23 protein-coding genes and 1 pseudogene are annotated in these 25,003 nt (G+C 72.4%); 16 read left to right on the plus strand and 8 right to left on the minus strand.

Going from position 1 to position 25,003, the window contains the following annotated elements:
- Window positions 1–6: 6 nt before the first annotated feature.
- The 3 genes from BM430_RS26760 to BM430_RS26770 all read left to right on the plus strand — a co-directional run bounded on the left by BM430_RS26760 (window position 7) and on the right by BM430_RS26770 (window position 2,532).
- Window positions 7–1,020, plus strand: a complete 1,014-nt coding sequence (locus tag BM430_RS26760; protein WP_093570287.1) for an ABC transporter ATP-binding protein — start codon at window positions 7–9, stop codon at window positions 1,018–1,020.
- An 82-nt stretch (window positions 1,021–1,102) separates the two neighbouring features.
- A complete protein-coding gene (locus BM430_RS34875) occupies window positions 1,103–1,465 on the plus strand; it encodes a (2Fe-2S) ferredoxin domain-containing protein (protein WP_177303185.1) in 363 nt (120 codons plus the stop codon).
- A complete protein-coding gene (locus BM430_RS26770; RefSeq protein WP_093570288.1) occupies window positions 1,462–2,532 on the plus strand; it encodes a lysylphosphatidylglycerol synthase domain-containing protein in 1,071 nt (356 codons plus the stop codon). The genes BM430_RS34875 and BM430_RS26770 overlap by 4 nt, the downstream gene beginning before the upstream one ends.
- Window positions 2,533–2,783: 251 nt before the next feature.
- On the opposite strand, the gene BM430_RS26775 is transcribed toward BM430_RS26770, so the two are convergent.
- Window positions 2,784–3,320, minus strand: a complete 537-nt coding sequence (locus BM430_RS26775) for an ankyrin repeat domain-containing protein (protein ID WP_093570336.1) — start codon at window positions 3,318–3,320, stop codon at window positions 2,784–2,786.
- A 270-nt stretch (window positions 3,321–3,590) separates the two neighbouring features.
- Between BM430_RS26775 and BM430_RS26780 the strand changes: the two genes are divergently transcribed.
- The gene (locus BM430_RS26780; protein WP_093570289.1) at window positions 3,591–5,951 is read left to right on the plus strand and encodes an EAL domain-containing protein; all 2,361 of its coding nucleotides are present in this window, start codon (window positions 3,591–3,593) and stop codon (window positions 5,949–5,951) included.
- Between the two features lie 106 nt (window positions 5,952–6,057).
- Window positions 6,058–7,683 carry an alpha-D-glucose phosphate-specific phosphoglucomutase gene (locus tag BM430_RS26785; RefSeq protein ID WP_093570290.1) on the plus strand — a complete coding sequence of 542 codons (1,626 nt, stop codon included), beginning with the start codon at window positions 6,058–6,060 and terminating at the stop codon, window positions 7,681–7,683.
- Between the two features lie 349 nt (window positions 7,684–8,032).
- Here the strand turns inward: BM430_RS26785 and glcF are convergent, their stop codons facing one another.
- From glcF to BM430_RS26805, 4 genes and pseudogenes are all read right to left on the minus strand, one after another.
- Entirely contained in the window at window positions 8,033–9,376 is a 1,344-nt protein-coding gene (glcF, locus tag BM430_RS26790) for a glycolate oxidase subunit GlcF (protein ID WP_093570291.1), read from the minus strand.
- A gap of 128 nt (window positions 9,377–9,504) precedes the next feature.
- The gene (gene mbfA, locus BM430_RS26795) at window positions 9,505–10,473 is read right to left on the minus strand and encodes an iron exporter MbfA (protein ID WP_093570292.1); all 969 of its coding nucleotides are present in this window, start codon (window positions 10,471–10,473) and stop codon (window positions 9,505–9,507) included.
- Window positions 10,474–10,655: 182 nt separating this feature from the next.
- Window positions 10,656–10,952: an addiction module antidote protein gene (locus BM430_RS26800; RefSeq protein WP_093570293.1), complete on the minus strand. Its 297-nt coding sequence runs from the start codon at window positions 10,950–10,952 to the stop codon at window positions 10,656–10,658.
- Window positions 10,949–11,232 (minus strand): annotated as a pseudogene (locus BM430_RS26805) (type II toxin-antitoxin system RelE/ParE family toxin). Before BM430_RS26805 ends, BM430_RS26800 begins: the two are co-directional and overlap by 4 nt.
- Before the next feature lie 254 nt (window positions 11,233–11,486).
- Here BM430_RS26805 and BM430_RS26810 point away from each other — a divergent pair.
- Genes BM430_RS26810 through lpxK form a run of 3 tightly spaced genes read left to right on the plus strand, consistent with a single transcriptional unit; the run spans window position 11,487 to window position 14,487 of the window.
- Window positions 11,487–12,215, plus strand: coding sequence for a lysophospholipid acyltransferase family protein (locus tag BM430_RS26810; RefSeq protein WP_093570294.1), 729 nt, complete (start codon window positions 11,487–11,489; stop codon window positions 12,213–12,215).
- On the plus strand, window positions 12,212–13,516 hold the full coding sequence (locus tag BM430_RS26815) for a 3-deoxy-D-manno-octulosonic acid transferase (protein ID WP_093570295.1): 1,305 nt from the start codon (window positions 12,212–12,214) through the stop codon (window positions 13,514–13,516). Before BM430_RS26810 ends, BM430_RS26815 begins: the two co-directional genes overlap by 4 nt.
- Window positions 13,516–14,487 carry a tetraacyldisaccharide 4'-kinase gene (gene lpxK, locus BM430_RS26820; protein ID WP_093570337.1) on the plus strand — a complete coding sequence of 324 codons (972 nt, stop codon included), beginning with the start codon at window positions 13,516–13,518 and terminating at the stop codon, window positions 14,485–14,487. Before BM430_RS26815 ends, lpxK begins: the two co-directional genes overlap by 1 nt.
- Here lpxK and BM430_RS26825 read toward each other — a convergent pair.
- Window positions 14,473–14,694: a DUF2093 domain-containing protein gene (locus BM430_RS26825; protein ID WP_093570338.1), complete on the minus strand. Its 222-nt coding sequence runs from the start codon at window positions 14,692–14,694 to the stop codon at window positions 14,473–14,475. The two genes, lpxK and BM430_RS26825, sit on opposite strands and share 15 nt — an antisense overlap.
- Window positions 14,695–14,821: 127 nt before the next feature.
- On the opposite strand from BM430_RS26825, the gene cdd reads away from it, so the two are divergent.
- The 3 genes from cdd (at window position 14,822) to deoA (ending at window position 17,506) form a co-directional block, all read left to right on the plus strand.
- On the plus strand, window positions 14,822–15,220 hold the full coding sequence (cdd, locus tag BM430_RS26830) for a cytidine deaminase (RefSeq protein WP_093570296.1): 399 nt from the start codon (window positions 14,822–14,824) through the stop codon (window positions 15,218–15,220).
- Window positions 15,217–16,053, plus strand: a complete 837-nt coding sequence (locus BM430_RS26835) for a purine-nucleoside phosphorylase (RefSeq protein ID WP_093570297.1) — start codon at window positions 15,217–15,219, stop codon at window positions 16,051–16,053. The genes cdd and BM430_RS26835 overlap by 4 nt, the downstream gene beginning before the upstream one ends.
- A gap of 139 nt (window positions 16,054–16,192) precedes the next feature.
- A complete protein-coding gene (gene deoA, locus BM430_RS26840) occupies window positions 16,193–17,506 on the plus strand; it encodes a thymidine phosphorylase (protein WP_093570298.1) in 1,314 nt (437 codons plus the stop codon).
- 346 nt (window positions 17,507–17,852) lie between these two features.
- On the opposite strand, the gene BM430_RS26845 is transcribed toward deoA, so the two are convergent.
- Window positions 17,853–18,065: a hypothetical protein gene (locus BM430_RS26845; RefSeq protein ID WP_093570299.1), complete on the minus strand. Its 213-nt coding sequence runs from the start codon at window positions 18,063–18,065 to the stop codon at window positions 17,853–17,855.
- A gap of 340 nt (window positions 18,066–18,405) precedes the next feature.
- Between BM430_RS26845 and BM430_RS26850 the strand changes: the two genes are divergently transcribed.
- The 4 genes from BM430_RS26850 to BM430_RS26865 all read left to right on the plus strand — a co-directional run bounded on the left by BM430_RS26850 (window position 18,406) and on the right by BM430_RS26865 (window position 22,288).
- Window positions 18,406–19,839, plus strand: coding sequence for a homospermidine synthase (locus BM430_RS26850; protein WP_093570300.1), 1,434 nt, complete (start codon window positions 18,406–18,408; stop codon window positions 19,837–19,839).
- Window positions 19,840–19,948: 109 nt separating this feature from the next.
- Entirely contained in the window at window positions 19,949–20,515 is a 567-nt protein-coding gene (locus tag BM430_RS26855) for a Uma2 family endonuclease (RefSeq protein ID WP_093570301.1), read from the plus strand.
- 14 nt (window positions 20,516–20,529) lie between these two features.
- Window positions 20,530–20,877, plus strand: a complete 348-nt coding sequence (locus tag BM430_RS26860) for a hypothetical protein (protein WP_093570302.1) — start codon at window positions 20,530–20,532, stop codon at window positions 20,875–20,877.
- A gap of 4 nt (window positions 20,878–20,881) precedes the next feature.
- Window positions 20,882–22,288 carry an amidase gene (locus BM430_RS26865; RefSeq protein WP_093570303.1) on the plus strand — a complete coding sequence of 469 codons (1,407 nt, stop codon included), beginning with the start codon at window positions 20,882–20,884 and terminating at the stop codon, window positions 22,286–22,288.
- 269 nt (window positions 22,289–22,557) lie between these two features.
- On the opposite strand, the gene gltX is transcribed toward BM430_RS26865, so the two are convergent.
- Complete coding sequence (gene gltX, locus BM430_RS26870; protein WP_093570304.1) at window positions 22,558–23,904, minus strand: glutamate--tRNA ligase; 1,347 nt, start codon at window positions 23,902–23,904, stop codon at window positions 22,558–22,560.
- 73 nt (window positions 23,905–23,977) lie between these two features.
- Here gltX and BM430_RS26875 point away from each other — a divergent pair, with 73 nt between their 5' ends.
- On the plus strand, window positions 23,978–25,000 hold the full coding sequence (locus BM430_RS26875) for a mitochondrial fission ELM1 family protein (RefSeq protein WP_244539676.1): 1,023 nt from the start codon (window positions 23,978–23,980) through the stop codon (window positions 24,998–25,000).
- The last annotated feature ends 3 nt before the right edge of the window (window positions 25,001–25,003 follow it).

The following is a 25,003-nucleotide window of genomic DNA, read 5'->3' on the forward strand; positions in this document are numbered from 1 at the left end:
GCAGCAATGAACGCACCCCTGCGCAACCCCGACACCGCCACCACCGAGGCCCTGATCGAGGTCCGCGACCTCACGGTCGATTTTCTGGGCGGCCGCAAGCCGGTCCGGGCGGTCGGCGGGGTCGATTTCTCGATCCGCGCCGGCGAGGCCCTGGCGCTCCTCGGCGAATCGGGCTCGGGCAAGTCCGTGACCCTGCGGGCGCTGATGCGGCTGCTGCCGGAATCGCGAACCCGCATCGGCGGGCACCTGCGCGTCGACGGGCACGACGTGCTGACGCTGAAGCCGAAGGCGCTCTCGGCCTATCGCGGCGGCACCGTCGCGATGATCTTTCAGGATCCGGGCCTCGCCCTCGATCCGGTCTACCGCATCGGCGACCAGATCGCCGAGGCCGTAGTGCGCCACGAGGGCGTGTCGCGCGCCGCCGGCCGGGCCCGGGCGCTCGAATTGTTCGAGCGCGTCCACATCCCCTCGCCGGCCCGCCGCCTCGATGCCTACCCGCACGAATTGTCCGGCGGCATGCGCCAGCGGGCGATGATCGCGCTGGCGCTGGCTTGCCGGCCGAAGGTGCTGCTCGCCGACGAGCCGACCACGGCCCTCGACGCGACGGTGCAGATCCAGATCCTGCTCCTGTTGCGCGAGCTGCAGCGCGACCTCGGCCTCGCGGTGATCTTCGTCACCCACGATGTCGGCGTGGCGGTGCAGGTCGCCGACCGGGTGGCGGTGATGTATGGCGGCCACCTCGTCGAGGTCGGCGCGAGCGGCGCGGTGGTCGGCACGCCGGCGCATCCCTACACGCGCGGGCTCCTCGCCTCCCGCATCACCCCGGATTCGCCGAAGGGCGTGCGGCTCGCCACGATCCCCGGCTCGCCCCCCGACCTCGCCGACCCACCCCCGGGCTGCCCGTTCGAGCCGCGCTGCGGCCTCGTCGTCCCGGCCTGCCGGGAGGGGCTGCCGGCGCGGGTGGCGGTGGGCGTCGGCCATGCGGCGCGGTGCGTGCGGCTCGGCGAGGCCGTCTCGTAAGGCCGGATGCCGCGTTGCGCCCGCTCCGGCCGGGGGTTAACCACGGCCCGGATACGGTGACGGAACGGGAGACCGGGGCGCGGTGAGCAAGGCCGAGGTGACGAAACGCGGGCCCGTCAAGGGAACTGCCAAGGGAACTGCCAAGGCGGCGACCGCTCCTTTCGCCGAGATCGTGATGGTGTGCGCCAAGTGCGCCAAGCGGCAGGGGATCGGCGCCAAGGCGGTCCGGGGCGGGCTGAGGCGCGCCCTCAAGGCGGATCGCCGCGGCCGCAAGGTGCGGGTGGTCGAGACCGGCTGCCTCGGCCTGTGCCCGAAGCGCAGCCTGACGCTCGCCACCGCCGGCTCCCTCGGTGCGGGCCGGCTCCTGGTGCTCGATCCGGCCCTCGAACCCGCCGCGATGCTGGACGCCCTCCTTCCGGGTCGAAATCCGGGCGCGTTGCCGTGACGGCGGCAGGAACCGGCGCCACCCGGGCGGACGCGCGTCCGAGCCTCGGCCGACGCCTGCTGCGGCGGGTGCCGCTGCTGGGCGCCGTGATCGGCGTGGTGCTGGCCCTCTGGCTCGTCGCCGCCAACGACGTCGGCGCGGTGGCCGACGCCTTCGGGCGCGTCGGCCTCCTCGGCATCGTCGCGGTGATCGGGGTGCGCGTCGCGATCATCGGGCTGTGCGGGCTCGCCTGGGCCCGGACGCTGACGGGTCTCGTCGCCGTGGCGACCGGGCCCTTCGTGCTGCTGCGCTTCGTGCGCGAGGGCGTCAACGTGCTCCTGCCCGTCGCCTCGGTCGGCGGCGAGGTTTTGGGCGCGCGGCTCCTCACCTTCTGGGGCGTCACCGGCGCGGCGAGCGCCGCCGGCATCCTGGTCGACATGTTCTTCCAGGTCGTCACCCAGGCCCTGTTCGCGCTGAGCGGAGTCGTGCTGCTGTCGCAGCTCGAGGGCGAGCAGGCCGCGACGCTCGCCGCCTGGTGCGCCAAGGGGCTGGCGCTCAGCGGCGTCGTGCTGGCCGCCTTCTTCGCCGTTCAGCGCTACGGCGGTGCCGCCTTCATCGAGCGCCGGGTGACGATGCTGGCCCGCCGCTTCGCCGCCGAGGGCGGAACGGCGCCGGCCGGCGGCGGGGTGCAGGCCGCCCTCGACGCGGTCTGGGACCGCCGGCGCTGGCTGCCCCTCGGCCAGGGCTTCCTGCTCCACCTCGCGGCCTGGTTCCTCGGCGCCCTGGAGATCTGGATCGCCCTGCGCTGCATCGGCATCGAGGGCGTGACCCTCGCCGAGGCGGTGGTGCTCGAATCGCTCAGCCAAGCGATCAAGTCCGCCGCCTTCCCGGTCCCGAGCGGGCTCGGCGTGCAGGAAGGGGGCTTCGTGCTCCTCGGCAGCCTGTTCGGCATCGATCCCCACACCGCGCTCGCCCTCTCGCTGGTCAAGCGGGTACCGGACGTGGTGCTGGGCCTGCCGGCGCTGATGGCCTGGCAGACGATCGAGGCCCGGCGCGGGCTGATGGTGAAGGCGCCGCCGGCGGTGTGAGCCTATACAGGTCCGCTCGACCGTCGAGACACCCTCAGGGTCATTCCGGGGCCGCGAAAGCGGAGCCCGGAATCCAGACACTCAGGTGATGCAGAACGAAGCCGGGCGCGGCCTGGTCTTTCTTGGTCCACCTGCGGTTCTGGATTCCGGGCTCCGCTGCGCGGCCCCGGAATGACATTGTGGCCTTCAACTGCGCTGCTGCAATCCGACAACTTCCGGGATCTGATCCGGACAGCATCACGTCCCCGCGCTCAACCTGCCGTCGCCCGCGCCAGCACATCCGGGGTATCCGGCGCGTTCATCGCGCGGGCGGCGCTCTCGGCGGTGTGGCCGCTCGCGTCCCGGCGGCCTGGGTCGGCACCGCGGGCGAGCAGCGTCTCCACCATCTCGACGCGGTTGAACATCGCTGCCGTCATCAGGGCGGTGCGACCGTCCGGCCCGGCGCCGTCGATGGCGGCCCCGCCGTCGAGGAGGGCCAGCACCACCGGCATCGCGCCCTTGAACGCCGCCGCGGCCAGGGGGGTCTGGCCGCGGTCGTTGGCGATCTCCGGATCGGCCTTGTGCGCCATCAGCACGCCGACCGTCTCGACGTGGCCGTGATAGGCCGCGAGCATCAGCAGCGTGTCGCCCTTGTCGTTGCGCAAGTTCGGCGGCAGGCCCATGCCCAGCAACTCGCCCAGCTCCGCGTGGTGGCCGAGGCGGGCATACTGGAAGACCCGGCCCGCGAAGGCGATCGTATCCTCGTCCAGCATCGGCCGCGCCGGGGCACCGCGCTCCTCATTCTGCATCGCGCTCACGTCCGTTCCTCGTCGAGGACCGATATCGGGCGACGGCGCCGGCCTGCCAAGGGCTGGAAGGACCCCGAGGAAGGAGCCCGGAGCGGGAGGGCCCGGACAGGAATCCTGCCGAGCCGGCGCCAGGATCGGCCACCGGGCCGATTAGGAACAAATTCACTACGCGGCACGGAAAAGATCGGGACGGGCAAGAGACAACATGGATGTTCATCACCCTCGGCGCACTTGATTGGGCACAAAGAGCCCGCACATGGGACGCTGATCGTGACCGCCCTCTACGATTGTATTACTGGAAATCACGACCTTAAGTTGGTTTTGCTCGCGGCGGTTGTATGCAACCTTGCTGCGGCGACCAGCCTGGCGCTCCTCGACCATGCCCGCGTCAATGCCGGCCGGGAGCGCCAGCTATGGCTCGCCACCGCCGCCCTGGCGGGCGGGACCGGGATCTGGGCGACGCATTTCATCGCCATGCTGGCCTTCTCGCCCGGCATTCCCTCCGCCTACGACCTCGGCCTGACCGGTTTGTCCCTCCTGATCGGGATCGGCATGGCGGCGGCGGGCTTCTGGATCGCCCTGCGGCCCTTGCCCGGAGCGGCGTGGATCGGCGGCGCGCAGATCGGCCTCGGCGTCGGCGCCATGCATTTCACCGGCATGGCGGCCTTCGAGGTGGCCGGCCGCATCGTCTGGGATCCCGGCCTCGTCCTGGCGGCGCTCGCGGTGGGCGCGGGTCTCGGCAGCCTGGCGCTCGCCACCACCCTGCGGGCCGCCTCCGTCGGGGTGAAGCTCGCCGGGGCCGGCCTGATGGTGGCGGGCATCTGCGGCCTGCACTTCACCGCGATGGGCGCGGCGGTGATCGTGCCGGATCCGTCCGTCGCGCTGTCCGGCACGGCGGTGCCGGCGGCGATCCTCGCCGTGGCGGTGGCGCTCGCCAGCATCACGATCCTGGTCCTGGCCTTCGCCGGGCTGTGGCTGCACCTGCGCGACGAGCGTCGCTCGGTGCTCGAGGGCGACCGGATGCGCGGCCTCGCCAACGCCGCCGCCGAGGGGCTGGTGGTCTGCGACGGCGACCGGATCGTCACCCTCAACGACAGCTTCGCCGACCTCGTCGGCCTCACCCCCGAGGCGCTGACCGGGGCGGCCCTGTCGGGCGTCCTCGTCGAGCCGGCCGCGACCGACGCCGCCGAGGCGCCCGAGGCGCAGCTGCGCCGGCACGACGGCGGCCTGGTGCCGGTCGAGGTGATCCGCCGGGTCATCGACTTCGCCGGTCGCCCGCACGCCGCCCTGGCGGTGCGCGACCTGCGGGCGCGCAAGCGCGCCGAGGCGCGGATCGCCTACCTCGCCCACCACGACGCCCTGACTGGGGCGCCGAACCGCAACAGCTTCAACGCCCGGCTGGCGCAGGAGATCGCGCTCGCCCAGGCCGCCGGCCGGCCGCTGGCGGTGCTCTGCGCCGATCTCGACCGGTTCAAGGAGGTCAACGACCTGTTCGGCCACGCCGCCGGCGACGGCCTGCTGCGCGCGGTCTGCGCGGCGATCACCGCCGTGCTCGGCCGCGGCCAGATGCTGGCGCGGCTCGGCGGCGACGAGTTCGCCGTGCTGGCGCCGAACCTCGACGCCGCCGGCGCCGAGGCCCTCGGCGAGGCGATCCTGGCGGCGCTGCGCCAGGCCGAGACCGGGCCGGCCGGGGCGATCGCGGCGGCGAGCCTCGGCATCGCGGTCTTCCCGCATGACGGCACCGAGGCCGAGACCCTGATGATCCAGGCCGACACCGCCCTCTACCGCGCCAAGCAGGAGGGCCGAGGCCGCCTGCGCTTCTACGAGGCGCGGATGGGCGTGCAGGTCCGCGAGCGGCGCCAGATCGAGCACGACCTGCGCCACGCCGTCGAGCGGGGGGAGTTCAGGATCGTCTACCAGCCCCAGACCCGCATCGATACCGGCGAGGCGGTGGGCTTCGAGGCGCTCCTGCGCTGGCACCATCCGGAGCGCGGCACCATCCCGCCCGACCTGTTCATCCCGATCTCGGAGGAGACCGGCAGCATCCTCGGCATCGGCGAGTGGGTCCTGCGCGAGACCTGCCGCGAGGCCGCCGCCTGGGACAAACCCCTGCGCATCGCCGTCAACGTCTCGGCGGTGCAGCTCCACGCCCCGGGTTTTTCGGAGTTGGTCCACGAGGTGCTGTTCACGACCGGGCTCGCGCCCGCCCGCCTCGAGCTCGAGATCACCGAGACCGCGCTGATCCGCGACCTGCCGCGGGCGCTCTCGACGCTGCGGCGGGTCAAGGCGATGGGGGTGCGGATCGCGATGGACGATTTCGGCACCGGCTACTCGTCGCTGTCGAACCTGCGCGCCTTCCCGTTCGACAAGATCAAGATCGATTCCTCCTTCACCCGCTCGGTCGATACCAGCGAGCAGGCCGCCACGATCGTGCGCACGGTGCTGGGGCTCGGCCGCGGCCTCGGGCTGCCTGTCCTCGCCGAGGGAGTCGAGACCTCGGCCGAGCTGGCCTTCCTGGGGGCTGAGGCCTGCCACGAGGCGCAGGGCTACCTGTTCGGCCGCCCGGCCCCGATCGAGTCCTTCCGCCACCTGACCACCGGCCGGCCGCGCGGGGAGGAGGCCGCCGCGTGAATCCGCCCGCGCAGGCTGGCACGCGGCGGCGCGAGGCGGCATAAGCCGAGGTCGAGGGACCGGCCGGCAAGGGCCGGTCCTCCCGCCTTCACCGAGACGAGACCCCATGACCGTCAAGGCCGTTCCCACGCAGCCCTTTCCCGACCAGAAGCCCGGCACCTCGGGCCTGCGCAAGAAGGTCCCGGTCTTCCGCCAGCCCGGTTACGTGGAGAACTTCGTCCAGGCGATCGTCGACTGCCTGCCCGACCGGGCCGGCACGACCCTGGTGGTCGGCGGCGACGGGCGCTTCCTCAACCGCGAGGTGGTGCAGACGACCCTGAAGATCGCGGCGGCGAACGGCTTCTCGCGCATCCTGGTCGGCCGCGGCGGCCTGCTCTCGACCCCCGCCGCCTCCTGCGTGATCCGCAAATACGGCGCGATCGGCGGCGTGGTGCTCTCGGCGAGCCACAATCCGGGCGGTCCGGAGGGCGATTTCGGCATCAAGTTCAACGGCCGCAACGGCGGTCCCGCGCCCGAGCCGGTGACCGAGTCGATCTTTGCCCGCACCAGGGCGATCACCGAGTACCGCATCGTCGAGACCCCCGACATCGACCTCGATGCGCTCGGCGACGTGGCTCTCGGCGACGCCACCGTCACGGTGATCGACCCGGTGGCGGATTACGCCGCCCTGATGGAGACGCTGATCGACTTTCCCGCCATCGAGGCCCTGTTCGCCTCCGGCTTCCGGATGCAGTTCGACGCGATGAGCGCGGTGACCGGGCCCTACGCCAAGGAGATCCTGGAGCGGCGCCTCGGCGCCCCGGCCGGCACGGTGGTCAACGCCGAGCCCCTGCCCGATTTCGGCGGCCACCACCCGGACCCGAACCCGGTCCACGCCCACGACCTGATGGCGCTGATGACCGGCCCGGACGCGCCCGATTTCGGCGCCGCCTCCGACGGCGACGGCGACCGCAACATGATCGTCGCCCCCCACCTCTTCGTCACCCCGAGCGACAGCCTGGCGATCCTCGCCGCCCACGCCCATCTGGCGCCCGGATACAAGGCGGGGCTGTCGGGCGTCGCCCGCTCGATGCCGACGAGCCGCGCCGCCGACCGGGTCGCGGCGGCGCTCGGCATTCCGGCCTTCGAGACCCCGACCGGCTGGAAGTTCTTCGGCAACCTGCTCGATGCCGGGCGGATCACGCTCTGCGGCGAGGAGAGCGCCGGCACCGGCTCGAACCACGTGCGCGAGAAGGACGGGCTGTGGGCGGTGCTGCTCTGGCTCAACCTCCTCGCCGCGACGGGCAAGCGCGCCGACCAGGTGGTGCGCGACCACTGGGCTCGTTACGGCCGCGACTACTACGCCCGCCACGACTACGAGGAGGTGAAGAGCGCCGCCGCCGAGGGGCTGATGGGCGCGTTGCGCGAGAAGCTGGCCGGGCTGCCGGGGCAGCGCATCGGCGAACTGACCGTCGAGGCGGCGGACGACTTCGCCTATACCGATCCGGTCGACGGCTCGGTGACGGCGCGCCAGGGCGTGCGGATCCTCTTCCGCGAGGATGCCCGGGTGGTGTTCCGCCTGTCGGGCACCGGCACGGTCGGGGCTACCTTACGGGTCTATCTCGAGCGCTTCTCGAAGGACCGGCTCGACGCCCCGACCGCCGAGATGCTGGCCCCCGTCGTGGCTGCCGCCGAGGCGGTCGCCGGGATCGCGCAGCATACCGGGCGGACCGAGCCGTCGGTGGTGACGTAGGGAAGGCGCTGGTTCTCTCCTCTTCCCGCGGGCGCAGGGCTGTCCGGGGAAAAGAATGGCGCGGGAATCCTCCTCTCCCCGCGGGCGGGGAGAGGGCTGTGTCCCCGTTCAGGGGACGCAGCGAGGCGCAGCCGAGGGTGAGGGGGTGGTGCCGGAGGAGCCTCATCCGGGAATACCCCCTCACCCTCGCTCCGGCTGCGCCTCCGCTTCTTTCGTCCCCGGCAAGGGGGACGAAAGCCTCTCCCCGCCCGCGGGGAGAGGGGAAACCCGCGCCACTTCTTTCCCCGGACAGCCCTGCCGCAGGCGGGGAGAGGAGAAAGTCCGTGCTTCTCCTCGTCGCCCCGCCCCCCTACTCCGCCGCCGCGAGAGCCGGCCGCGTCTCCGCCACCCCGTCCAGCGCCGCCGGCCGCGGGCCGCCGGTCGCCCAGTCGAGGAGTTCCACCGTGTGGACGATCGGGATGGCGGTGCCCTTCCCGATCTGGGTGGCGCAGCCGATGTTGCCGGTGGCGATCACGTCGGGACGCACGCGCTCGATATTGGCGACCTTGCGGGCGCGCAGGTGCGCGGCCAGCTCCGGCTGCAGGATGTTGTAGGTGCCGGCCGAGCCGCAGCAGATATGGCCCTCGGGCACGTCCTTGACGGTGAAGCCGGCCCGCGCCAGCAGCGCCTTCGGCTCGGTGCGCAGGCCTTGCCCGTGCTGCATCGAGCAGGCGGAGTGGTAGGCGACGACGAGGTCGGTCTCGACCACCGGCTCGGACAGGCCGAGGCCCGTCACGTACTCGGTGACGTCGCGGGCGATGCCCGCCACCCGCGCGGCCTTCGCCGCGTAGGCCGGGTCGTCGCGGAACATGAAGCCGTAATCCTTGATCGTGGTGCCGCAGCCCGAGGCCGTGACCACGATCGCATCCAGCCCCTCGCCGTCCATCTCGGCGATCCAGGCGTCGATGGTGCGCTTGGCGAGCGCGTGCGACGAGTCCTCATGGCCCATATGATGAGTGAGCGCGCCGCAGCAGCCCTCGCCCTTGGCCTGCACCACCTCGACGCCGTGGCGGTTGAGGAGCCGGATCGCCGCCTCGTTGAAGTCCGGCCGCAGCACGCTCTGGGCACAGCCGCGCAGCAGCGCCACCCGGCCGCGGCGCGGGCCGGCGGGCGGGAAGCGGCCGGGCTTGTCCTGCGCCGAGCGGGTCGGCAGCGCGGCGGGGGCGAGGTCGAGCATCGCGGCCAGCCGGTTGCCGACCTTCGGCATCCTCGATGCGATGCTCCGGAACGGCCGGCCGAGGGTGGCACCGAGCAAAGCCAGGCGGAAGCGGTTCGGGTAGGGCAGCACGCGGGCCAGCACCGCTCTCAGGAAACGGTCCTCGACCGGGCGCGCATAGGTCTTCTCGATATGGGCGCGGGCGTGATCGACGAGGTGCATGTAATGCACCCCCGACGGGCAGGTCGTCATGCAGGACAGGCACGACAGGCAGCGGTCGACGTGCTTGACCACCTCCGGGCTCGCCGGCTTGCCGCCCTCCAGCATGTCCTTGATCAGGTAGATGCGTCCGCGCGGCGAATCGAGCTCGTCGCCGAGCAGCAGATAGGTCGGGCAGGTGGCGGTGCAGAACCCGCAATGCACGCAGGTGCGCAGGATCTTCTCCGAGGCCGCCATGGCCGGGTCGGCGAGCTGCGCGGGGGTGAAGCTGGTCTGCACGGCGATTCCTCGGGGCGGGTCCTTGGGGGGCGATTCTTCAGCGCCTTCGCGTCCCGTATCTAGACCATTTTCAAGGTGGCGGGAGCGGCTTTCCGGGCCGCCTCCCGCGCACGGTGCCGCATGACATCTCAGGCGCTGCCGATCGCGACGCCCGCGAGCAGCACCAGGACGCCGCCCAGCACCACCTGGAGGGCGGCGCGCCAGAACGGCGTCTCCATGTAGCGGGTGCGGATCGCCGAGATGGCGAGCAGTTCCACCGCGACCACCAGGGCGGCGAGCAAAGTCGCGATCGCGAAGGCGTTGGTCCAGGAATCCGGCACCAGGTAGGGCAGCGTGTGGCCGAGGCCCCCGACCGTGGTCATGATCCCGCAGACGAGGCCGCGCAGCCAGGGCGAGCCGCGCCCGGTGATGCTGCCGTCGTCGGACAGGGCCTCGGTGAAGCCCATGCTGATCCCGGCGCCGATCGAGGCGGCGAGGCCGACGAGGAAGGTCTGCCCATTGTTGTGGGTGGCGAAGGCGGCGGCGAAGAGCGGCGCCAGCGTCGAGACCGAGCCGTCGATCAGCCCGGCGAGGCCCGGCTGCACGTAGCGCAGCACGAACAGCCGGTGGGCGGCCTTCGCCTCCTCGGCGGCGGCGTCCCCAGTCTCCTGCTCGGCGGTGAGCGCCTCGGCCCGGCGGCCGTGGCCGCGCTCGATCTCGGCGAGGCAGGTGAAGAGCTGGCGCACCCCGAGATCCCGGGTGAGCGTGGCCGCCCGCTCGTAGAAGCCGGCGGCCTGCGCCTCCATCGCCTCCGTCTCCCGCCGCATCCGGCCGGCATCGAGCCCCTGCCACCAGAACGGGCGGCGGCGCGGGAAGCCGCGCACGTCCTCGCGCCGCAGCGGCGGCAGGTGCTCGCCGAAGCGCTCGCGATAGGCCGCGTAGAGATCGTCGCGATGCCCCCGCTCCTCGTCGGCCATCGCCTCGAACAGCCCGGCGGAGCCCGGCAGGTCGGCCCGCAGGCTCTCGGCGAAGCTGCGATAGATGCGGGAATCCTCCTCCTCGCTGGCGATGGCGAGGGCCAGCACCTCGCGCTCGGTGAGATCGGTCAGGGCTTTCATGCGTGCGATCCTGTTTGGAATGGCTCCAATCTATAGATTGGAGCCATTCCAAACAAGGCTTTCGTGGATCCCGGTCTCACTCTGGCGTGCAGGTTGCGCGCGGCCCCGTTCGACGAGCCAGCGCAGGTTCGCCACTCTCGCCTGCCGACAACCCCAGCCCGATCTCGGCCAGGACGCTGCCGTCACGCCGTATCGCCGATCGGCGTCACGGAGAGCTTCAGGCCGAACGACTTCAAGACGTCGAGAACCGTCGCGAGCTGCGGATTGCCCTTGTCGGACAGGCCCCGATAGAGGGCCTCCCGCGCGAGACCCGTATCCTTCGCGACCTGCGACATGCCCTTGGCCCTCGCGACATCGCCGAGAGCTGCCGCGATCGTCGCGGGGTCGCCATCGTCGAACACGGCATCAAGGTATTCGGCGATCCTATCCGGTGTCGTGAGAAAGTCGGCTGCGTCCCAGGGGGTGATTTTCGCAGTCATCTTGCTAGCTCCTTCGCCCGTTGGATGTCCTTCGCCTGGCTCGATTTATCGCCTCCGCAGACGAGAAGGAGATGGTTCTTCCTCTCTGCGTGAAATAGATTCGATATCCAGGACCGTAATCGATCCGCAATTCACTGACGCCCTCACCGATCGGCCTCACGTCGCCGAGATGGCCCGTCGAGAGTCGGCGGAGCCGAGCCGTGATCCGTGCCTGGGCGCGAATATCGCGAAGCCGGTCGAACCAGGCCGTGAAGGTATCGGTCTGCTGGATCTCGAATATGCCAATCTGTAACCTGCAGGTCACGGTTCTCCAAGTGCGCATCGAGGTGCGCATCGAGGCTCACGGCCTGGACGGGGAGCCCACCATCGCTCCCCACGGGTGCGGTGCCGCACGCCCCGTCACGCCCCCACAACCTGACGGCGGTTGCCTCGCGGGCCCGAACGGAGCATGACGGCGCCCGGATTCGCGGGGGCCGCGCCGGACCGGATTCGCCGCATCTCCCCTGAAGCGTTCCCCCTCCACGAAGTGGCCGAATGAGCGTCGTCACCCGCATCGCCCGCAGCCGGGCAGCCCAGGAGAGCCTCGGCTTCCTCGGCGCGAGCTACCTGAAGCTGGTGCGCCGCACGAACCGCTTCAGCCTCGATCCGCCCGATGCCTACGAGTGGCTGACGCCGCTGCGGCCGTTCATCGCCGCGATGTGGCACGGCCAGCACCTGATGGTCCCGTTCGTCCGCCGGCCCGGGGATCGGGTCGCCACCATGGTGTCGCGTTCCGTCGATGGCGGCGTGAACACCGCGGTGCTGGAGCGCTTCGGGGTCCGGGTGATGCGCGGCTCGGGTGCACGGCGCTCGAGCGACGTCTGGGCCAAGGGGGGGATCCAGGCCCTGCGCGGCTGCCTCAAGGCGCTGGAGGACGGCGAATCGGTCGCGTTCAGCGCCGACGTGCCGAAGGTGTCGCGGCGCTGCGGCGAGGGCATCGTGATGCTGGCGCGGCTCTCCGGCCGGCCGGTGGTGCCGACCGCCGTCGTCACGAGCCGCTACCTGCAGTTCGACAGCTGGGACCGGGCGAGCCTCGGCCTGCCCTTCGGCCGCGGCGTGATGGCCTTCGGCGAGCCGATCACGATCGCCCGCGACCTCGACGCCGCCGGGATCGAGGCGGCGCGCCTGCGCATCGAGACCGACCTCAACGCGGTGCATGCCCGCGCCTTCGCCCAGGTCGGCCGGATCGACCCGGTGCATACCGGAAAACGGGCGGCCCGATGAGGCGCGAGGATGTGCCGGCGCTGCTGCGCGCCTACCATTACGGCCTGATCGCCGGCGAGCCGGCGCTCGCGGGCCTGCTCGCCTGGCGGCGCCGGCGCGGCAAGGAGGATCCGTTACGCCTGCCCGAGCGCACCGGGCGGCCCGGCAAGCCGCGGCCGGCCGGGCCCCTCGTCTGGGCCCACGGCGCCAGCATCGGCGAGGCCCTGTCGCTCATCGGCCTCGTCGAGCGCCTGACCCGGCGCGGCTTCGCCGTGCTCGTCACCTCCGGCACCCGCACCTCGGCCGAGCTCCTGGCGCGGCGCCTGCCGCGGGGCGCGCTGCACCAGTTCGCGCCCCTCGACGCGCCGCGCTACCTCGCCCGCTTCCTCGATCATTGGCGGCCGGACCTGGCGCTGGTCGCCGAGTCGGAGCTCTGGCCCAACACCATCCTGGCCCTGCACGAGCGCGAGGTGCCGCTGATCCTGGTCAACGGCCGGATGTCCGAGCGCTCGGCCCGCGGCTGGGCCCGAACCCCGGCGGTGGCCCGCGCGATCCTGTCGCGCATCGCGCTCTGCCTCGCGCAGAGCCAGGAGGAGGCCGAGCGCTTCGCGCGGCTCGGCGCCCCCCGGGTCGAAGCCGGCGGCAACCTGAAATTCGACGCAGGCCCCCCGCCGGCGGATCCCGAGCAGCTGCGCCAGTTGACGGACGTGGTCGCCGGGCGTCCGGTCTGGCTCGCCGCCTCGACCCATCCGGGCGAGGAGGCCGCCGCCACCGCGGCGCACCGGGCGCTGGCGCGGCGCTATCCCGACCTCCTCACCATCGTGGTGCCGCGCCATCCCGACCGCGGGCCGAGCGTGGCCGCCGACGCGGCGGCGGCGGGCCTGCGCGTCGGGCGCCGCGCGACCGGCGGCCAGCCGCACGACAAGGTCGATCTCTACGTCGCCGACACGGTGGGCGAGCTCGGCCTGTTCTACCGCCTGTGCCCGCTGGTCTTCGTCGGCGGGTCGCTCGCCCGCCACGGCGGCCAGAACCCGATCGAGCCGGCCCGCCTCGGCGCCGCGATCCTGTCCGGGCCGCACGTGCGCAACTTCGCCCAGGTCTACGGCGCCCTCGAGCGCGCCGGTGGCGCCCGGATCGTGCGCGACGGGCAGGAGCTGACGGCCGCGGCCGGCCAGCTCCTCGCCGATCCGGCCGCCCGCCGGGCGATGGCGCAGGCCGGCGCCGCGGCGATCGAGGGCGCCGGCGGCGCCACCGACCGGGCGATGGCGGCGATCGAGCCCTTCATCTGCCAGTTGAAGATCGCCGGGCGGTTCGCCTCGTGATCCGGGCGCCGGGCTTCTGGTGGCGGGAGGACCCGACTCCGGCGGCCCGGCTGCTCGCGCCCCTCGGTGCCGTCTACGGCGCCCTCGCCGCCCGCCGGATGGCGCGGGACGGCGCCGCGCCGCCCTGCCCGGTGGTCTGCATCGGCAACTTCACCCTCGGCGGCGCCGGCAAGACGCCGACCGCCCTGGCGGTGGCCGGCCTGCTCGGCGCTCTCGGCCGGCGCCCGGTCTTCCTGAGCCGGGGCTATGGCGGGCGCCTGGCCGGACCGGTGCGGGTCGATCCCGTCCACCACGGGGCGGCGGAGGTCGGCGACGAGCCGCTGCTGCTCGCCCGCGCCGCCCCGGCGATCGTCGCCCGCGACCGGGTGGCGGGCGCGCGGGCCTGCCGCGCGGCCGGAGCCGACGTCATCGTGATGGATGACGGGCTGCAGAACCCGAGCCTCGCCAAGACGTTTGTTATCGCGGTGGTCGACGGCGCGGTCGGCCTCGGCAACGGGCGGGTCTTTCCGGCCGGCCCGCTGCGGGCGCCGGCGGCCGTGCAGTGGCCGCGTGTTCACGCCGCCCTGGTCATCGGCGAGGGCGCACCCGGCGCCCGGGTGCTGGCGGAGGCGAGAGCGCGCGGTCTGCCGGCCCTGCGCGGCCGGCTCGTGCCGGATCCGGCCGTCGCCGCGTCCTTGCGCGGGCGCCCGGTCCTGGCCTTCGCGGGGATCGGTCGGCCGGACAAATTCTTCGCGAGCCTGCGCGAGGTCGGGGCCTCCCTGCGCGAGACCCGCTCCTTCCCGGACCATCACGCCTTCACGGCGGCCGAGGCCGAGGCGCTGGCGGCGGAGGCGGCAGCCAAGGACCTCCTGCTGGTGACGACCGAGAAGGACCGGGTGCGGCTGCCCTCCGCCCTGCCGGTGGCGACGCTGCCGGTGGGGCTGGCGCTCGAGGCGCCCGAGGCGCTCGACGCGCTCCTACGCGGGCTGTGAGCGCTCGCGCAGGCGCACCATCACGGCGTCGGGATCGGCATAGGCCTCCTGGCGCTCGACGCTCCAGTAGCGCAGGGCGTCGAGGGGGATCTCGGTCCCGGTCACCGCGCAGCGCACGAAGCGGCCGGGCCGCACCACCCGCAGGTTGCTGTCGCCATACTCCACGACGGCCTCGCCGGACCCGCCGCGCTCGAACCGTCCGAGCATCGAAGAACTTCCTTCCTCACGAGAGAGGATGCGGGTGTAGGGCGCGCGGGGCGGCTTGTCGACGGGCTCGACGGCGGGCGTCCGGCCGGCCATGATCCGGCCGGCCGCAACGATCACCGGGGCGAGGATGGATTCGACCGACACCCTGCTCTCCGCCGCGCGCGCGGCCCAGGCGCGGGCCCACGCGCCCTATTCGCGCTTCCGCGTCGGCGCCGCGATCCGCGACGAGGCGGGGGCGGTGCATGCCGGCTGCAACGTCGAGAACGCCGCCTACCCGGTCGGCACCTGCGCCGAGGCCGGCGCCATCGCCGCGATGGTCGCGCAAGGCGGCCGGCGCATCGCGGCGATCCTGGTGCTCGGCGACGGCGAAGCGCTGGTGACCCCCTGCGGCGCCTGCCGTCAGCGCATCCGCGAATTCGCCGTCCCCGACACCCCGATCCACGTCGCCGGGCCGCAGGGCGTGCGCAAGACCTTCACCCTGGACGAGTTGCTGCCCGCCTCCTTCGGCCCGGACAACCTCGCGTGAGCGCCCCGCCCGACGATCCCCGTGTCACCGAGGCCGCCGGTGTCCTGCGGGCGCGCGGCGTCGACGGCGGTTTCGCGCTCGCCCTCGTCACCGGCACCGGGCTCGGCCCCCTGGCGGAGCGGGTCGAGGACCCGGTCGCCATCCCCTACGGCGAGATCCCGCATTTCCCGGCCTCCGGCGTCTCGGGCCATGCCGGGCGGCTGGTGGCGGGACGCCTCGGCGGAGAGCGGGTGCTGCTGTTCCAGGGCCGCGCCCACCCCTACGAGCACGGCCAGGCGGATGCGATGCGGGTGCCGGTCGGCGTGGTGGCGGCGCTCGGGGGGCCGCCGCTCCTCCTCACCAACGCCGCCGGCTCGCTCCTGCCCGAGGCCGGCCCCGGCCGTCTCGCGCTGATCACCGACCACATCAACCTGTCGGGGATGAACCCGCTCTACGGCGAGCCCTCCGACGCCCGCTTCGTGCCGATGGTCGAGGCCTACGATCCCGGTCTGCGGGCGGCGCTGAAGGCCGCAGCGGCCGCGAGCGGGGTGCCTCTGCACGACGGGGTCTACGCCTGGTTCTCGGGTCCCAGCTTCGAGACCCCGGCGGAGATCCGCATGGCGAAGGCGCTCGGCGCCGACCTCGTCGGCATGTCGACGGTGCCGGAGGTGATCCTCGCCCGCTTCTTCGGCCTCCGGGTCGCGGCACTCTCGCTGGTCACGAACTACGCCGCAGGCTTCGCCGACGGCGCCCCGCATCACGCCGAGACCAAGCGGGTGGCGGCGCAAGCGGCGGAGGATGTCGGGCGGCTCGTCGTGGCGCTCATCGCCGATCATCTGCGAGGGGCCTTTTGACGGGAAGAGGCCGTATGACGTGACGATGGATTCCATCCCACCCATGACCTCAGGACGCGGTCGTGGGTGGGATGGAAAAATCTGTGGTGCTGTCGCGTCCACCAGATCAGGCTACGATCTCTTTTTTCGGAATCCTCCCATGACGCTGCTGCCGCAGGAACTGATCCGCCTCAAGCGCGACGGCCATACCCTGCCGCCGGAGGCGATCGAGGCCTTCATCCTCGGCCTGACGGAGGGGCGGGTCACCGAGGGGCAGGCGGCGGCCTTCGCGATGGCGGTGTTCTTCCGTGGGCTGTCGCTGCCGGAGCGGGTGGCGCTGACCCGGGCGATGATGCGCTCGGGCACGGTGCTCGACTGGGACCTGCCCGGCCCGGTCGTCGACAAGCACTCGACCGGCGGCGTCGGCGACACGGTGAGTCTGCCCCTGGCCCCGATGGTCGCGGCTTGCGGCGGCTACGTGCCGATGATCGCCGGCCGCGGCCTCGGCCATACCGGGGGCACCCTCGACAAGCTCGAAAGTATCCCGGGCTACGTCTCGCAGCCGGACGTGGCGTTGTTTCGCCGCGTCACCCGCGAGGTCGGCTGCGCGGTGATCGGCCAGACCCCGGACCTCGCCCCGGCCGACCGGCGGCTCTACGCCATCCGCGACGTCACCGGCACGGTCGAGTCCCTCGACCTGATCACCGCCTCGATCCTGGCGAAGAAGCTCGCGGCCGGCCTCCAGGGCCTCGTCATGGACGTGAAGGCGGGATCGGGCGCCTTCATGGCCCGCACCGAGGAGGCGCACCGCCTCGCCGAGAGCCTCGTCACGGTGGCGAACGGCGCCGGCATGCCGACCCGCGCCCTCCTCACCGACATGGACCAGCCGCTCGCCTCCGTCGCCGGCAACGCCGCCGAGGTGACGTATGCCATCGATTACCTGACCGGCCGCCGGCGCGAGCCGCGCTTCCACGCCGTGACCCTGGCGCTCGGCGCCGAGATGCTGGTCCTCGGAGGCTTGTGTCCCGACACGACCGAGGCCTCGGCGCGCCTGGAGGAGGCGCTGGCCTCGGGCCGGGCCGCCGAGACCTTCTCGCGCATGGTGGCGGCGCTCGGCGGACCGCCGGACCTCGTGGCGCATCCCGAGCGCCACCTGCCCACCGCCCCCGTGACCCGCCCGGTCGTCCCGCCCCGGGCAGGCCGGGTGGCCGCCATCGCCACGCGGGCGATCGGCGTCGCGGTGATCGGCCTCGGCGGCGGCCGCACCCGCCCGGAGGACTCGATCGACCACGCCGTCGGCATCACCGACCTCGCGCCGGTCGGCGCCGAGGTCGGGCCGGACCGGCCGCTCGCGATGGTGCATGCGCGCAACGAGGCGGCCGCCGCGCGGGCGGAGGCCGAGATCGTGGCGGCTTATCAGGTCGGGTCGGAGGTGGTGGCGGAGCGGAAGGTGATCCTGGGGCGGGTCGAGTGATGGTGTTTCGCTCGCAGGGCCGACGTGGCGAGCGTTCATCCGCCTCCCATCCACGACCTCATCGTGAGGTGCGAACGCAGTGAGCCTCGAAGGAGGCCTCCAGATCCCGGTGAGATCGCTGGAGGCCTCCTTCGAGGCTGCCGCAAGCGGCAGCACCTCAGGATGAGGGCGCGGGTGGGACAGGCAGGGACACTGCGTCAGATAGTTTTCGCGCTGCGATCGGACTCGACGACAGGCGCGAATGACACTCCAAACGCCAAGAAGGCGCCTGAGGGGCGTTTGTCCCGCCCCTGGCGCCTTGCTTGAAGCATCGAGTGCGTCGCCCCGGCGAGCCGGGGCGGAGCGATCAGCAGAAGTACTGGCCGATCTGGCGCTCGAGATCGTCGGTGATGCGGCCGCCGCGGGTCTCGACGAACTCGCCGATGCGCTGCTCCTGGCGGCGCTGGTTGGCGGCGTGAACCGAGCGGACGATGCGGCTGACGAGGGTGAGGATGCCGGGCTCCACGGCGGAGCGCTCCTCGACCGGGGCGAGCAGAGAGTGAGTGATGACCGCGAGCATGGGGATCTCCTGTGAGATTGCGCGCGGGCGTTTCCGATGTTCTTGTTGCAACGCAATATGGACGCTGCCGCGCCGCACACAAGCGTCGCGGGTGCAGCGGCGCCATGCGATTCCGGCATGCCGCTTTTTGCGCCCCTCTTAACCCGGCGGTCACGCTTGCCTGTTGCGGAGCAAGGGGTTGACCGGGGTTGACCCCGGGGACCCGACGCGTCAATCACCCGGTCGCGTGCCCCGTCGCCCGCGCGTCATGCTGGCCTGCTAGGCGAGCCGACCGGCCCGGGGGCGTCGCTCCCGCAGGCGGGGCCCATCGCCAACCACAAGTCCGGAGACCTTGAGCGCCATGACCGACTGGCCCGTCCACGGCCGCATCAGCGGCCCCATCGTGATGATCGGCTTCGGCTCGATCGGCCGGGGCACCCTGCCCTTGATCGAGCGCCATTTCACCTACGACAAGGCCCGGTTCACGGTGGTGGAGCCGTCGGACGCCCACAAGGCGCTCGCCGACAAGCACGGACTGCGCTTCGAGCAGGTCGCGCTGACCAAGGACAATTTTCGCGATATCCTGACGCCTCTCCTCACCGAGGGCGGCGGTCAGGGCTTCTGCGTCAACCTCTCGGTCGATACCTCGTCGCGGGACATCATGGAGCTGTGCCGCGAGATCGGCGCGCTCTACATCGACACCGTCGCCGAGCCGTGGCCGGGCTTCTACTTCGACAAGAACGCCGGCCCCGCCGACCGCACCAACTACGCGTTGCGCGAGCAGATCCTCGACGCCCGCCGCCGCAAGCCCGGCGGCCCGACCGCGGTGTCGTGCTGCGGCGCCAATCCCGGCATGGTGTCGTGGTTCGTCAAGCAAGCGCTCCTCAACGTCGCGAGCGATCTCGGCCTGCAGACCCCCGAGCCGAAGACCCGCGAGGAGTGGGCCGCGCTGATGCGCGAGACCGGCGTCAAGGGCATCCACATCGCCGAGCGCGACACCCAGCGCGCCAAGTCGGAGAAGCCGCAGGGCGTCTTCGTCAACACCTGGTCGGTCGAGGGCTTCGTCTCGGAAGGAAACCAGCCGGCCGAGCTCGGCTGGGGCACCCACGAGACCTGGATGCCGGAGAACGGCCGCACGCTCCCGAACGACGCGCCGGCGATCTACCTGCTCCAGCCCGGCGCCGACACCCGCGTGCGCTCCTGGACCCCGACCGCCCAGGCGCAGTTCGGCTTCCTGGTGACGCATAACGAGGCGATCTCGATCGCCGACTACTACACGGTGCGCCAGGAGGGTAAGGCGGTCTACCGGCCGACCTGCCACTACGCCTATCATCCCTGCAACGAGGCGGTGCTGTCGCTGCACGAGATGTGGGGCCAGGCCGGCAAGGTGCAGGAGACGCAGCACATCCTCGACGAGAACGAGATCGTCGACGGCATCGACGAGCTCGGCGTGCTGCTCTACGGGCATGGCAAGAACGCCTACTGGTACGGCTCGCAGCTCTCCATCGAGGAGACCCGCCGCATCGCTCCCTACCAGAACGCCACCGGCCTGCAGGTGACCTCCGCCGTGCTCGCCGGCATGGTCTGGGCGATCGAGAACCCGGAGGCCGGCATCGTCGAGGCCGACGAGATCGATTTCCGCCGCTGCCTTGAGGTGCAGACGCCGTATCTCGGTCCCGTGATCGGGGTCTACACCGACTGGACGCCGCTCTCGGGCCGTCCGGGCCTCTTCCCGGAGGACATCGACGAGAGCGACCCCTGGCAGTTCCGCAACGTGCTGGTGCACGGCGCGTAACGTGTAAGCTTGCGGCACCGCGCCCCTTGTTCGGGCGCGGTGCTCACCGCCGCGGGCTGTCGCCCGTCCCCGCCCGGTGCTACGATCGGGGCGGTGACAGGGAGCCGTCATGTCGCTCGCGCTGCGGCGCGCCCCGCGGATGCGGGTCGCTGAATTTCTCGAAGTGATCCGCGACCGCCCGGACGAGGAGCGCTGGGAGCTTCTCGACGGCGAGGCGGTGCTGGCGCCGCCGCCCTTCGAGCGCCACCAGCTCATCGTGACGAACCTCGCCATGGCGCTGTACCCGCTCGCGAGGGCGCGGGGCGGACGATCGCTGATCGGGTTCGGGCTTCTCAACGACGAGATCGACGATTGCGCGCCGGTCGCCGACGTGGTCGTGCGCTGCGGCCCGCTCCTGCCCGGCGGCCATGCCCGCGATCCGATCGTCGTCGCCGAGGTGCTGTCGCCCGCGACCCTGCACATCGACCGGGGTCGCAAGGCAGAGTTCTACCAAAGCCTCCGGACTCTCCGCACCTACCTGATCGTCGATCAGGACGAGGCCCGGGTCGAGGTCTGGTCGCGCGGAGACGGCCCGGACTGGTCCCTGCGCGTCCTCGGCCTGAACGACGCGATTCCGCTTCCCGATCTCGGCGGCGAGGTTCCGATCGCCGCCCTCTATCACGGCATCCCCCTCTGATTCCCGAGCCGCCCTTGCCCCATTTCGATGAATTCTACGCCAACAAGCTGCGCGGCTCCCTCGGGGTGACCGACGCCGAATCGGTGCTCGACCTGCGCGGCGCCCCCCGGCCGCAGGCCGAGGCCTCGCTCGCCGACATGCTGGAGCGCAGCCGCTTCGCCAAGGGCAAGACCGTGGCGGTGCGCCTCGACGGGCCGACCCCCGGCGGCGGCGAGACCCTGTTCCAGCCGGTCGGCCGCCAGCTCCTCGACGCCAAGCGCCGCGGCTGGGTCGAGCGGCTCCAGACCTTGCCGTCGCAGGATGGGCTCGGCTTCTACGTCGCGCTGGCCGGGCGGCCCGACAAGACGCCCGAGGCGCGCTGAGACGATGGCCCAGCCCTCCGCCGCGAACCCGGCCGACTTGCCCGCGACCGAACTCCTGCGCCTCTACGCCAGCCGCACCCTCTCGCCGGTCGCGGTGACGGAAGCCGTGATCGCCCGGGCCGAGGCCGCCGAGCCGCACCTGCACGCGCTCTACGCCTTCGCACCCGAGGCGGCGCTCGCCGCCGCCCACGCCTCCGAGGCGCGGTGGATGAGGGCTGAGGCCCTGCCCCTCGACGGGGTGCCGGTCACCATCAAGGAGAACATCGCCGTCGAGGGCGTGCCGATGCCCCTCGGCACCGCCGCCCGGGACGACGTGCCCCCGAGCCCGCGCGACGCGCCGGCCACCGCCCGCCTGCGCGAGGACGGGGCGGTGATCGTCGCCTGCACCACCATGCCGGATTACGGCATGCTGTCCTCCGGGCTCTCCAGCTTCCACCCCCTCACCCGCAACCCGTGGGACCTGGCCAAGGGCCCGGGCGGCTCCTCGGCCGGCTCGGGCGCGGCTGCGGCCGCTGGCTACGGGCCGATCCATCTCGGCACCGATATCGGCGGGTCGATCCGGCTGCCCGCCTCGTGGTGCGGGGTCGTCGGCCTGAAACCCAGCCACGGACGGGTGCCCCTGGACAACGCGTTCTACGGCCGCTGCGCCGGCCCCCTCACCCGCAGCGTCGCGGATGCGGCCCTGGCGATGCGCAGCATCAGCCGCCCGGACGACCGCGACCCGACCGGCCTGCCGCCCGCCGACCTGCCCTGGCTCGACCTCGATGGCCTTGACCTGAAGGGCCTGCGCCTCGGCCTGGTGATGGAGAGCGGGGCGGGCCTTCCCCTCGATCCGGGGAACCGGGCGGTGGTGGAGCAGGCGGTGCGGCTTCTCGCCGAGGCCGGCGCGGTCGTCGAGCCGGTCCCGGCCTTCCTGACGCAAACGATGCTCGACGGGCTCGACCTGTTCTGGCGCCAGCGCGCCTCCCTCGATATCGAGGCGCTGGACGAGGCGCGCCGCGCCCGCGTGCTGCCCTTTATCTGTGACTGGGCGGCGGGCGGCCGGAACTTGAGCGGTGCCGCGGTCTTCCATGGCATGGGCCAGATGGCGGCGATGCGCGACGCTGCGCTCGCGGCGATCCGGCCGTTCGACTTCCTGGTCGGCCCGGTCTCGCCGAACCCGCCCTTCCCGGCCGAGCACGCCTCGCCGACCAACGACCCGGCCCGGGCGATGGCCCACATCGCCTACACGGTACCGTTCAACATGTCGGAGCAGCCGGCGATCTCGGTCCCGGCGGGCTTCACGCCGGATAGGCTGCCGGTGGGGTTGCAGATCGTCGGCAAGCGCTTCGATGATATCGGGGTGCTGCGACTGGCGCGGGCGTTCGAGCGGATCCGGCCGGCGTTGCGGCCTTGGCCGGTGGTGGGTTAGGTCAAACTCCGCCACGATTGGGGAAGATCGCCCGGCGACCGCGTGAAGGGCGATGGTCGCGCCCCGGAATGCTTCCCTCCGCGTCATCCCGGGGCCGCACAGCGGAACCCGGGATCCATAAACGCCGACGATGCAGAATGAAGCGGAAGGTCGGTCGCCCTATCCTGGCGCGTTGGCGGTTATGGATCCCGGGTTCTCGCCTGCGGCGAGCCCCGGGATGACTGTGAGAAGTGTCGGCGCAATGCTTCTGCCCTCACAGAAGCCAAGCCTTACGCAACCTCCCCCTTCAACCGCGCCAACGCCCGCTCCCGGCCGATCAGCGGCAGCAGGCCGGCGAGGTCCGGGCCGTGGTCGAGGCCGGTGAGCGCGAGGCGCAAGGGCAGGAACAGGGCCTTGCCCTTGAGGCCGGTCGCGGCGCGCACCGCCTCCGTCACCCGCTTCCAGGTGCCGGCATCCCACGGCTCCGGCGGCAGCGCCTCGCGGGCCACCGCGAAAAGGTCCGGCATCTCGCCGGTCACCGGGGTCACCGGGCCCTGCACCACCCGCCACCATTCGGCGGCGTCCGACACCCGGGTCAGGTTCACCCGCACGACCTCCCAGAACGCTTGCCCCTTCTCCGGCGCGACGCCCATCGCCGTGAGGCGCGTGGCCACCGCCGCGTAGGGCAGGCCGTGGACGACGCGGGCGTTGAGACCGTCGAGCTCGTGCTCGTCGAACTTCGCCGGGGCCCGCGAGACGTGGGCGAGGTCGACGAGCGCGGCCAGTTCGTCGAGATCGGCCACCGGCCGCACCGCCTCGGCCGAGCCGGTCAGCACCGCCAGAGCCGCGACGGCCATCGGCTCGTAGCCGGTCTCGCGCAGGCCCCGCAGGGACAGGTGGCCGAGGCGCTTCGACAGCCCCTCGCCGCTCGCCGTGGTGAGCAGGTTGTGGTGGGCGAAGACCGGCACCGGGGCGCCGAGGGCCGAAAAAATCTGGATCTGGACCGCCGTGTTGGTGACGTGGTCCTCGCCGCGGATCACGTGGGTCACGCCGGTCTCGGCGTCGTCGACGACGGACGGCAGGGTGTAGAGGTAGCTGCCGTCCTCGCGGATCAGAACCGGGTCGGACAGGCTGTCCGCCTCGCCATGGCAGGGCCCGCGCACGAGGTCGTCCCAGGTCACGGTGCCGGGATCGAGGCGGAAGCGCCAATGCGGCCGGCGCCCCTCGGCCTCGAAGGCGGCCTTCTCCTCAGGGGTCAGCTTCAGGGCTGCGCGGTCGTAGACCGGCGGCAGGCCGCGGCCGAGCTGGCGCCGGCGGCGGCGCTCCAGTTCCTCGGCCGTTTCATAGGCCGGGTAGAGCCGGCCCGTGCTTTTGAGCCGCTCGGCGGCCGCGTCGTAGATCGCCAGGCGCTCCGACTGGCGAAACATCCCGTCGGGGACGATGCCGAGCCAGCTCAGATCCTCCTCGATCGCCGCAGCGAATTCAGGCGTCGAGCGCGCCGTGTCGGTGTCGTCGAGGCGCAGCCAGAATTGCCCGCCGGCCCGCCGGGCGAACAGGGCGTTGAACAAGGCCGGCCGGGCATTGCCGATATGCAGGAAGCCGGTGGGCGAGGGGGCGAAGCGAACGACGGGGGTCATGCCGGCTCTCGTAGAGCATCGGCCGAGCGGGACGCAATCGCGCGGTGGCAGATACCCTCGAAGGACCTGACGCTTGACAGACCTTGCTCGGGCGCCGCATCGCGGACCCGTGGCCTCCCTCTCCCCTCTTCTGCCCGCCGGCACCACGGCGTGGCTGATCACCGACGGCAAGGCCGGCGACCTCGCGCCCTGCCGCGGCCTCGCCGAGGCCCTCGGGGTGGCGGCCGACGAGCGGGTGGTCGCGCCGCGCCCGCCCTTCTCCTGGCTCGCGCCCCGCGGCCCGGCCGACCCGCGGGAGCGGGCGCTGACGCCTCCCTGGCCCGACCTCGCCCTCGCCACCGGGCGCCGGGCGGTGCCGGCGCTGCGCGCGGTCAAACGCCGCTCGGGCCAGAGAACCTTCACGGTGTTCCTGCGTGATCCGCGCCTGGGCGCGCGGGCGGCCGACCTGATCTGGGTGCCGGCCCACGATTCCTTGCGCGGCCCCAACGTGATCGTGACCGATCTCGGCCCGCACCCAGTCTCCCCCGCCCGCCTCGCCGCCGCGCGAAACAATCCCGACCCGCGTCTCGCCGGCTTGCCCGCCCCCCGCGCCGCGGTGCTGGTCGGCGGCGACAGCCGGCACGGGCGCTTTTCGGAGACGGACGCGCGCGCCCTGCTCGCCGGGCTGGAGCGCCTGGCCGGCGAGGCGAGCCTGATGATCACGGCGTCGCGGCGCACGCCCGGACGCCTGCGGGCGGCGCTCGCAGACCTCGCCCGGCGCCGCGGCGGCGCCTTCTGGGACGGAAGCGGCCAGAATCCGTACCTCGCGATGCTGGCGCTCGCCGACACGATCGTGGCGACGGCCGATTCGGCCAACATGGTGACGGAGGCCTGCGCCGCCGGCGTCCCGGTGCTGCTGTTCGAGCCGCAGAACGTCTATGCCCGGCATCGCGCGCTGTTCGAGGCCCTGAAACGGCACGGAACTGTGCATGTCTTCGACGGACGGGTTGAGTCGTTGCCGTCCAAGCCCTTAGACATGACACTCGCGATCGCGCAGGCTGTGGCGAATGCCTATATCGGGCATCGCGACGCGCTCGCCCGCCACCAGGCTCGTTAGAAT

Source organism: Methylobacterium sp. 174MFSha1.1 (genome assembly GCF_900116815.1).
Lineage (GTDB): Bacteria > Pseudomonadota > Alphaproteobacteria > Rhizobiales > Beijerinckiaceae > Methylobacterium.

Bases quoted from the DNA above. Each gene is read 5' to 3' on its own strand.
- BM430_RS26800 (WP_093570293.1), bottom strand. From the start codon at position 10,952: ATGACTGCGAAAATCACCCCCTGGGACGCAGCCGACTTTCTCACGACA.
- BM430_RS26850 (WP_093570300.1), top strand. From the start codon at position 18,406: ATGACCGACTGGCCCGTCCACGGCCGCATCAGCGGCCCCATCGTGATG.
- deoA (WP_093570298.1), top strand. From the start codon at position 16,193: ATGACGCTGCTGCCGCAGGAACTGATCCGCCTCAAGCGCGACGGCCAT.
- BM430_RS26845 (WP_093570299.1), bottom strand. From the start codon at position 18,065: ATGCTCGCGGTCATCACTCACTCTCTGCTCGCCCCGGTCGAGGAGCGC.
- mbfA (WP_093570292.1), bottom strand. From the start codon at position 10,473: ATGAAAGCCCTGACCGATCTCACCGAGCGCGAGGTGCTGGCCCTCGCC.
- cdd (WP_093570296.1), top strand. From the start codon at position 14,822: ATGGATTCGACCGACACCCTGCTCTCCGCCGCGCGCGCGGCCCAGGCG.
- BM430_RS26810 (WP_093570294.1), top strand. From the start codon at position 11,487: ATGAGCGTCGTCACCCGCATCGCCCGCAGCCGGGCAGCCCAGGAGAGC.
- gltX (WP_093570304.1), bottom strand. From the start codon at position 23,904: ATGACCCCCGTCGTTCGCTTCGCCCCCTCGCCCACCGGCTTCCTGCAT.
- BM430_RS26855 (WP_093570301.1), top strand. From the start codon at position 19,949: ATGTCGCTCGCGCTGCGGCGCGCCCCGCGGATGCGGGTCGCTGAATTT.
- BM430_RS26825 (WP_093570338.1), bottom strand. From the start codon at position 14,694: ATGCTCGGACGGTTCGAGCGCGGCGGGTCCGGCGAGGCCGTCGTGGAG.
- BM430_RS26815 (WP_093570295.1), top strand. From the start codon at position 12,212: ATGAGGCGCGAGGATGTGCCGGCGCTGCTGCGCGCCTACCATTACGGC.
- BM430_RS26760 (WP_093570287.1), top strand. From the start codon at position 7: ATGAACGCACCCCTGCGCAACCCCGACACCGCCACCACCGAGGCCCTG.
- BM430_RS26785 (WP_093570290.1), top strand. From the start codon at position 6,058: ATGACCGTCAAGGCCGTTCCCACGCAGCCCTTTCCCGACCAGAAGCCC.
- BM430_RS26775 (WP_093570336.1), bottom strand. From the start codon at position 3,320: ATGCAGAATGAGGAGCGCGGTGCCCCGGCGCGGCCGATGCTGGACGAG.
- BM430_RS26865 (WP_093570303.1), top strand. From the start codon at position 20,882: ATGGCCCAGCCCTCCGCCGCGAACCCGGCCGACTTGCCCGCGACCGAA.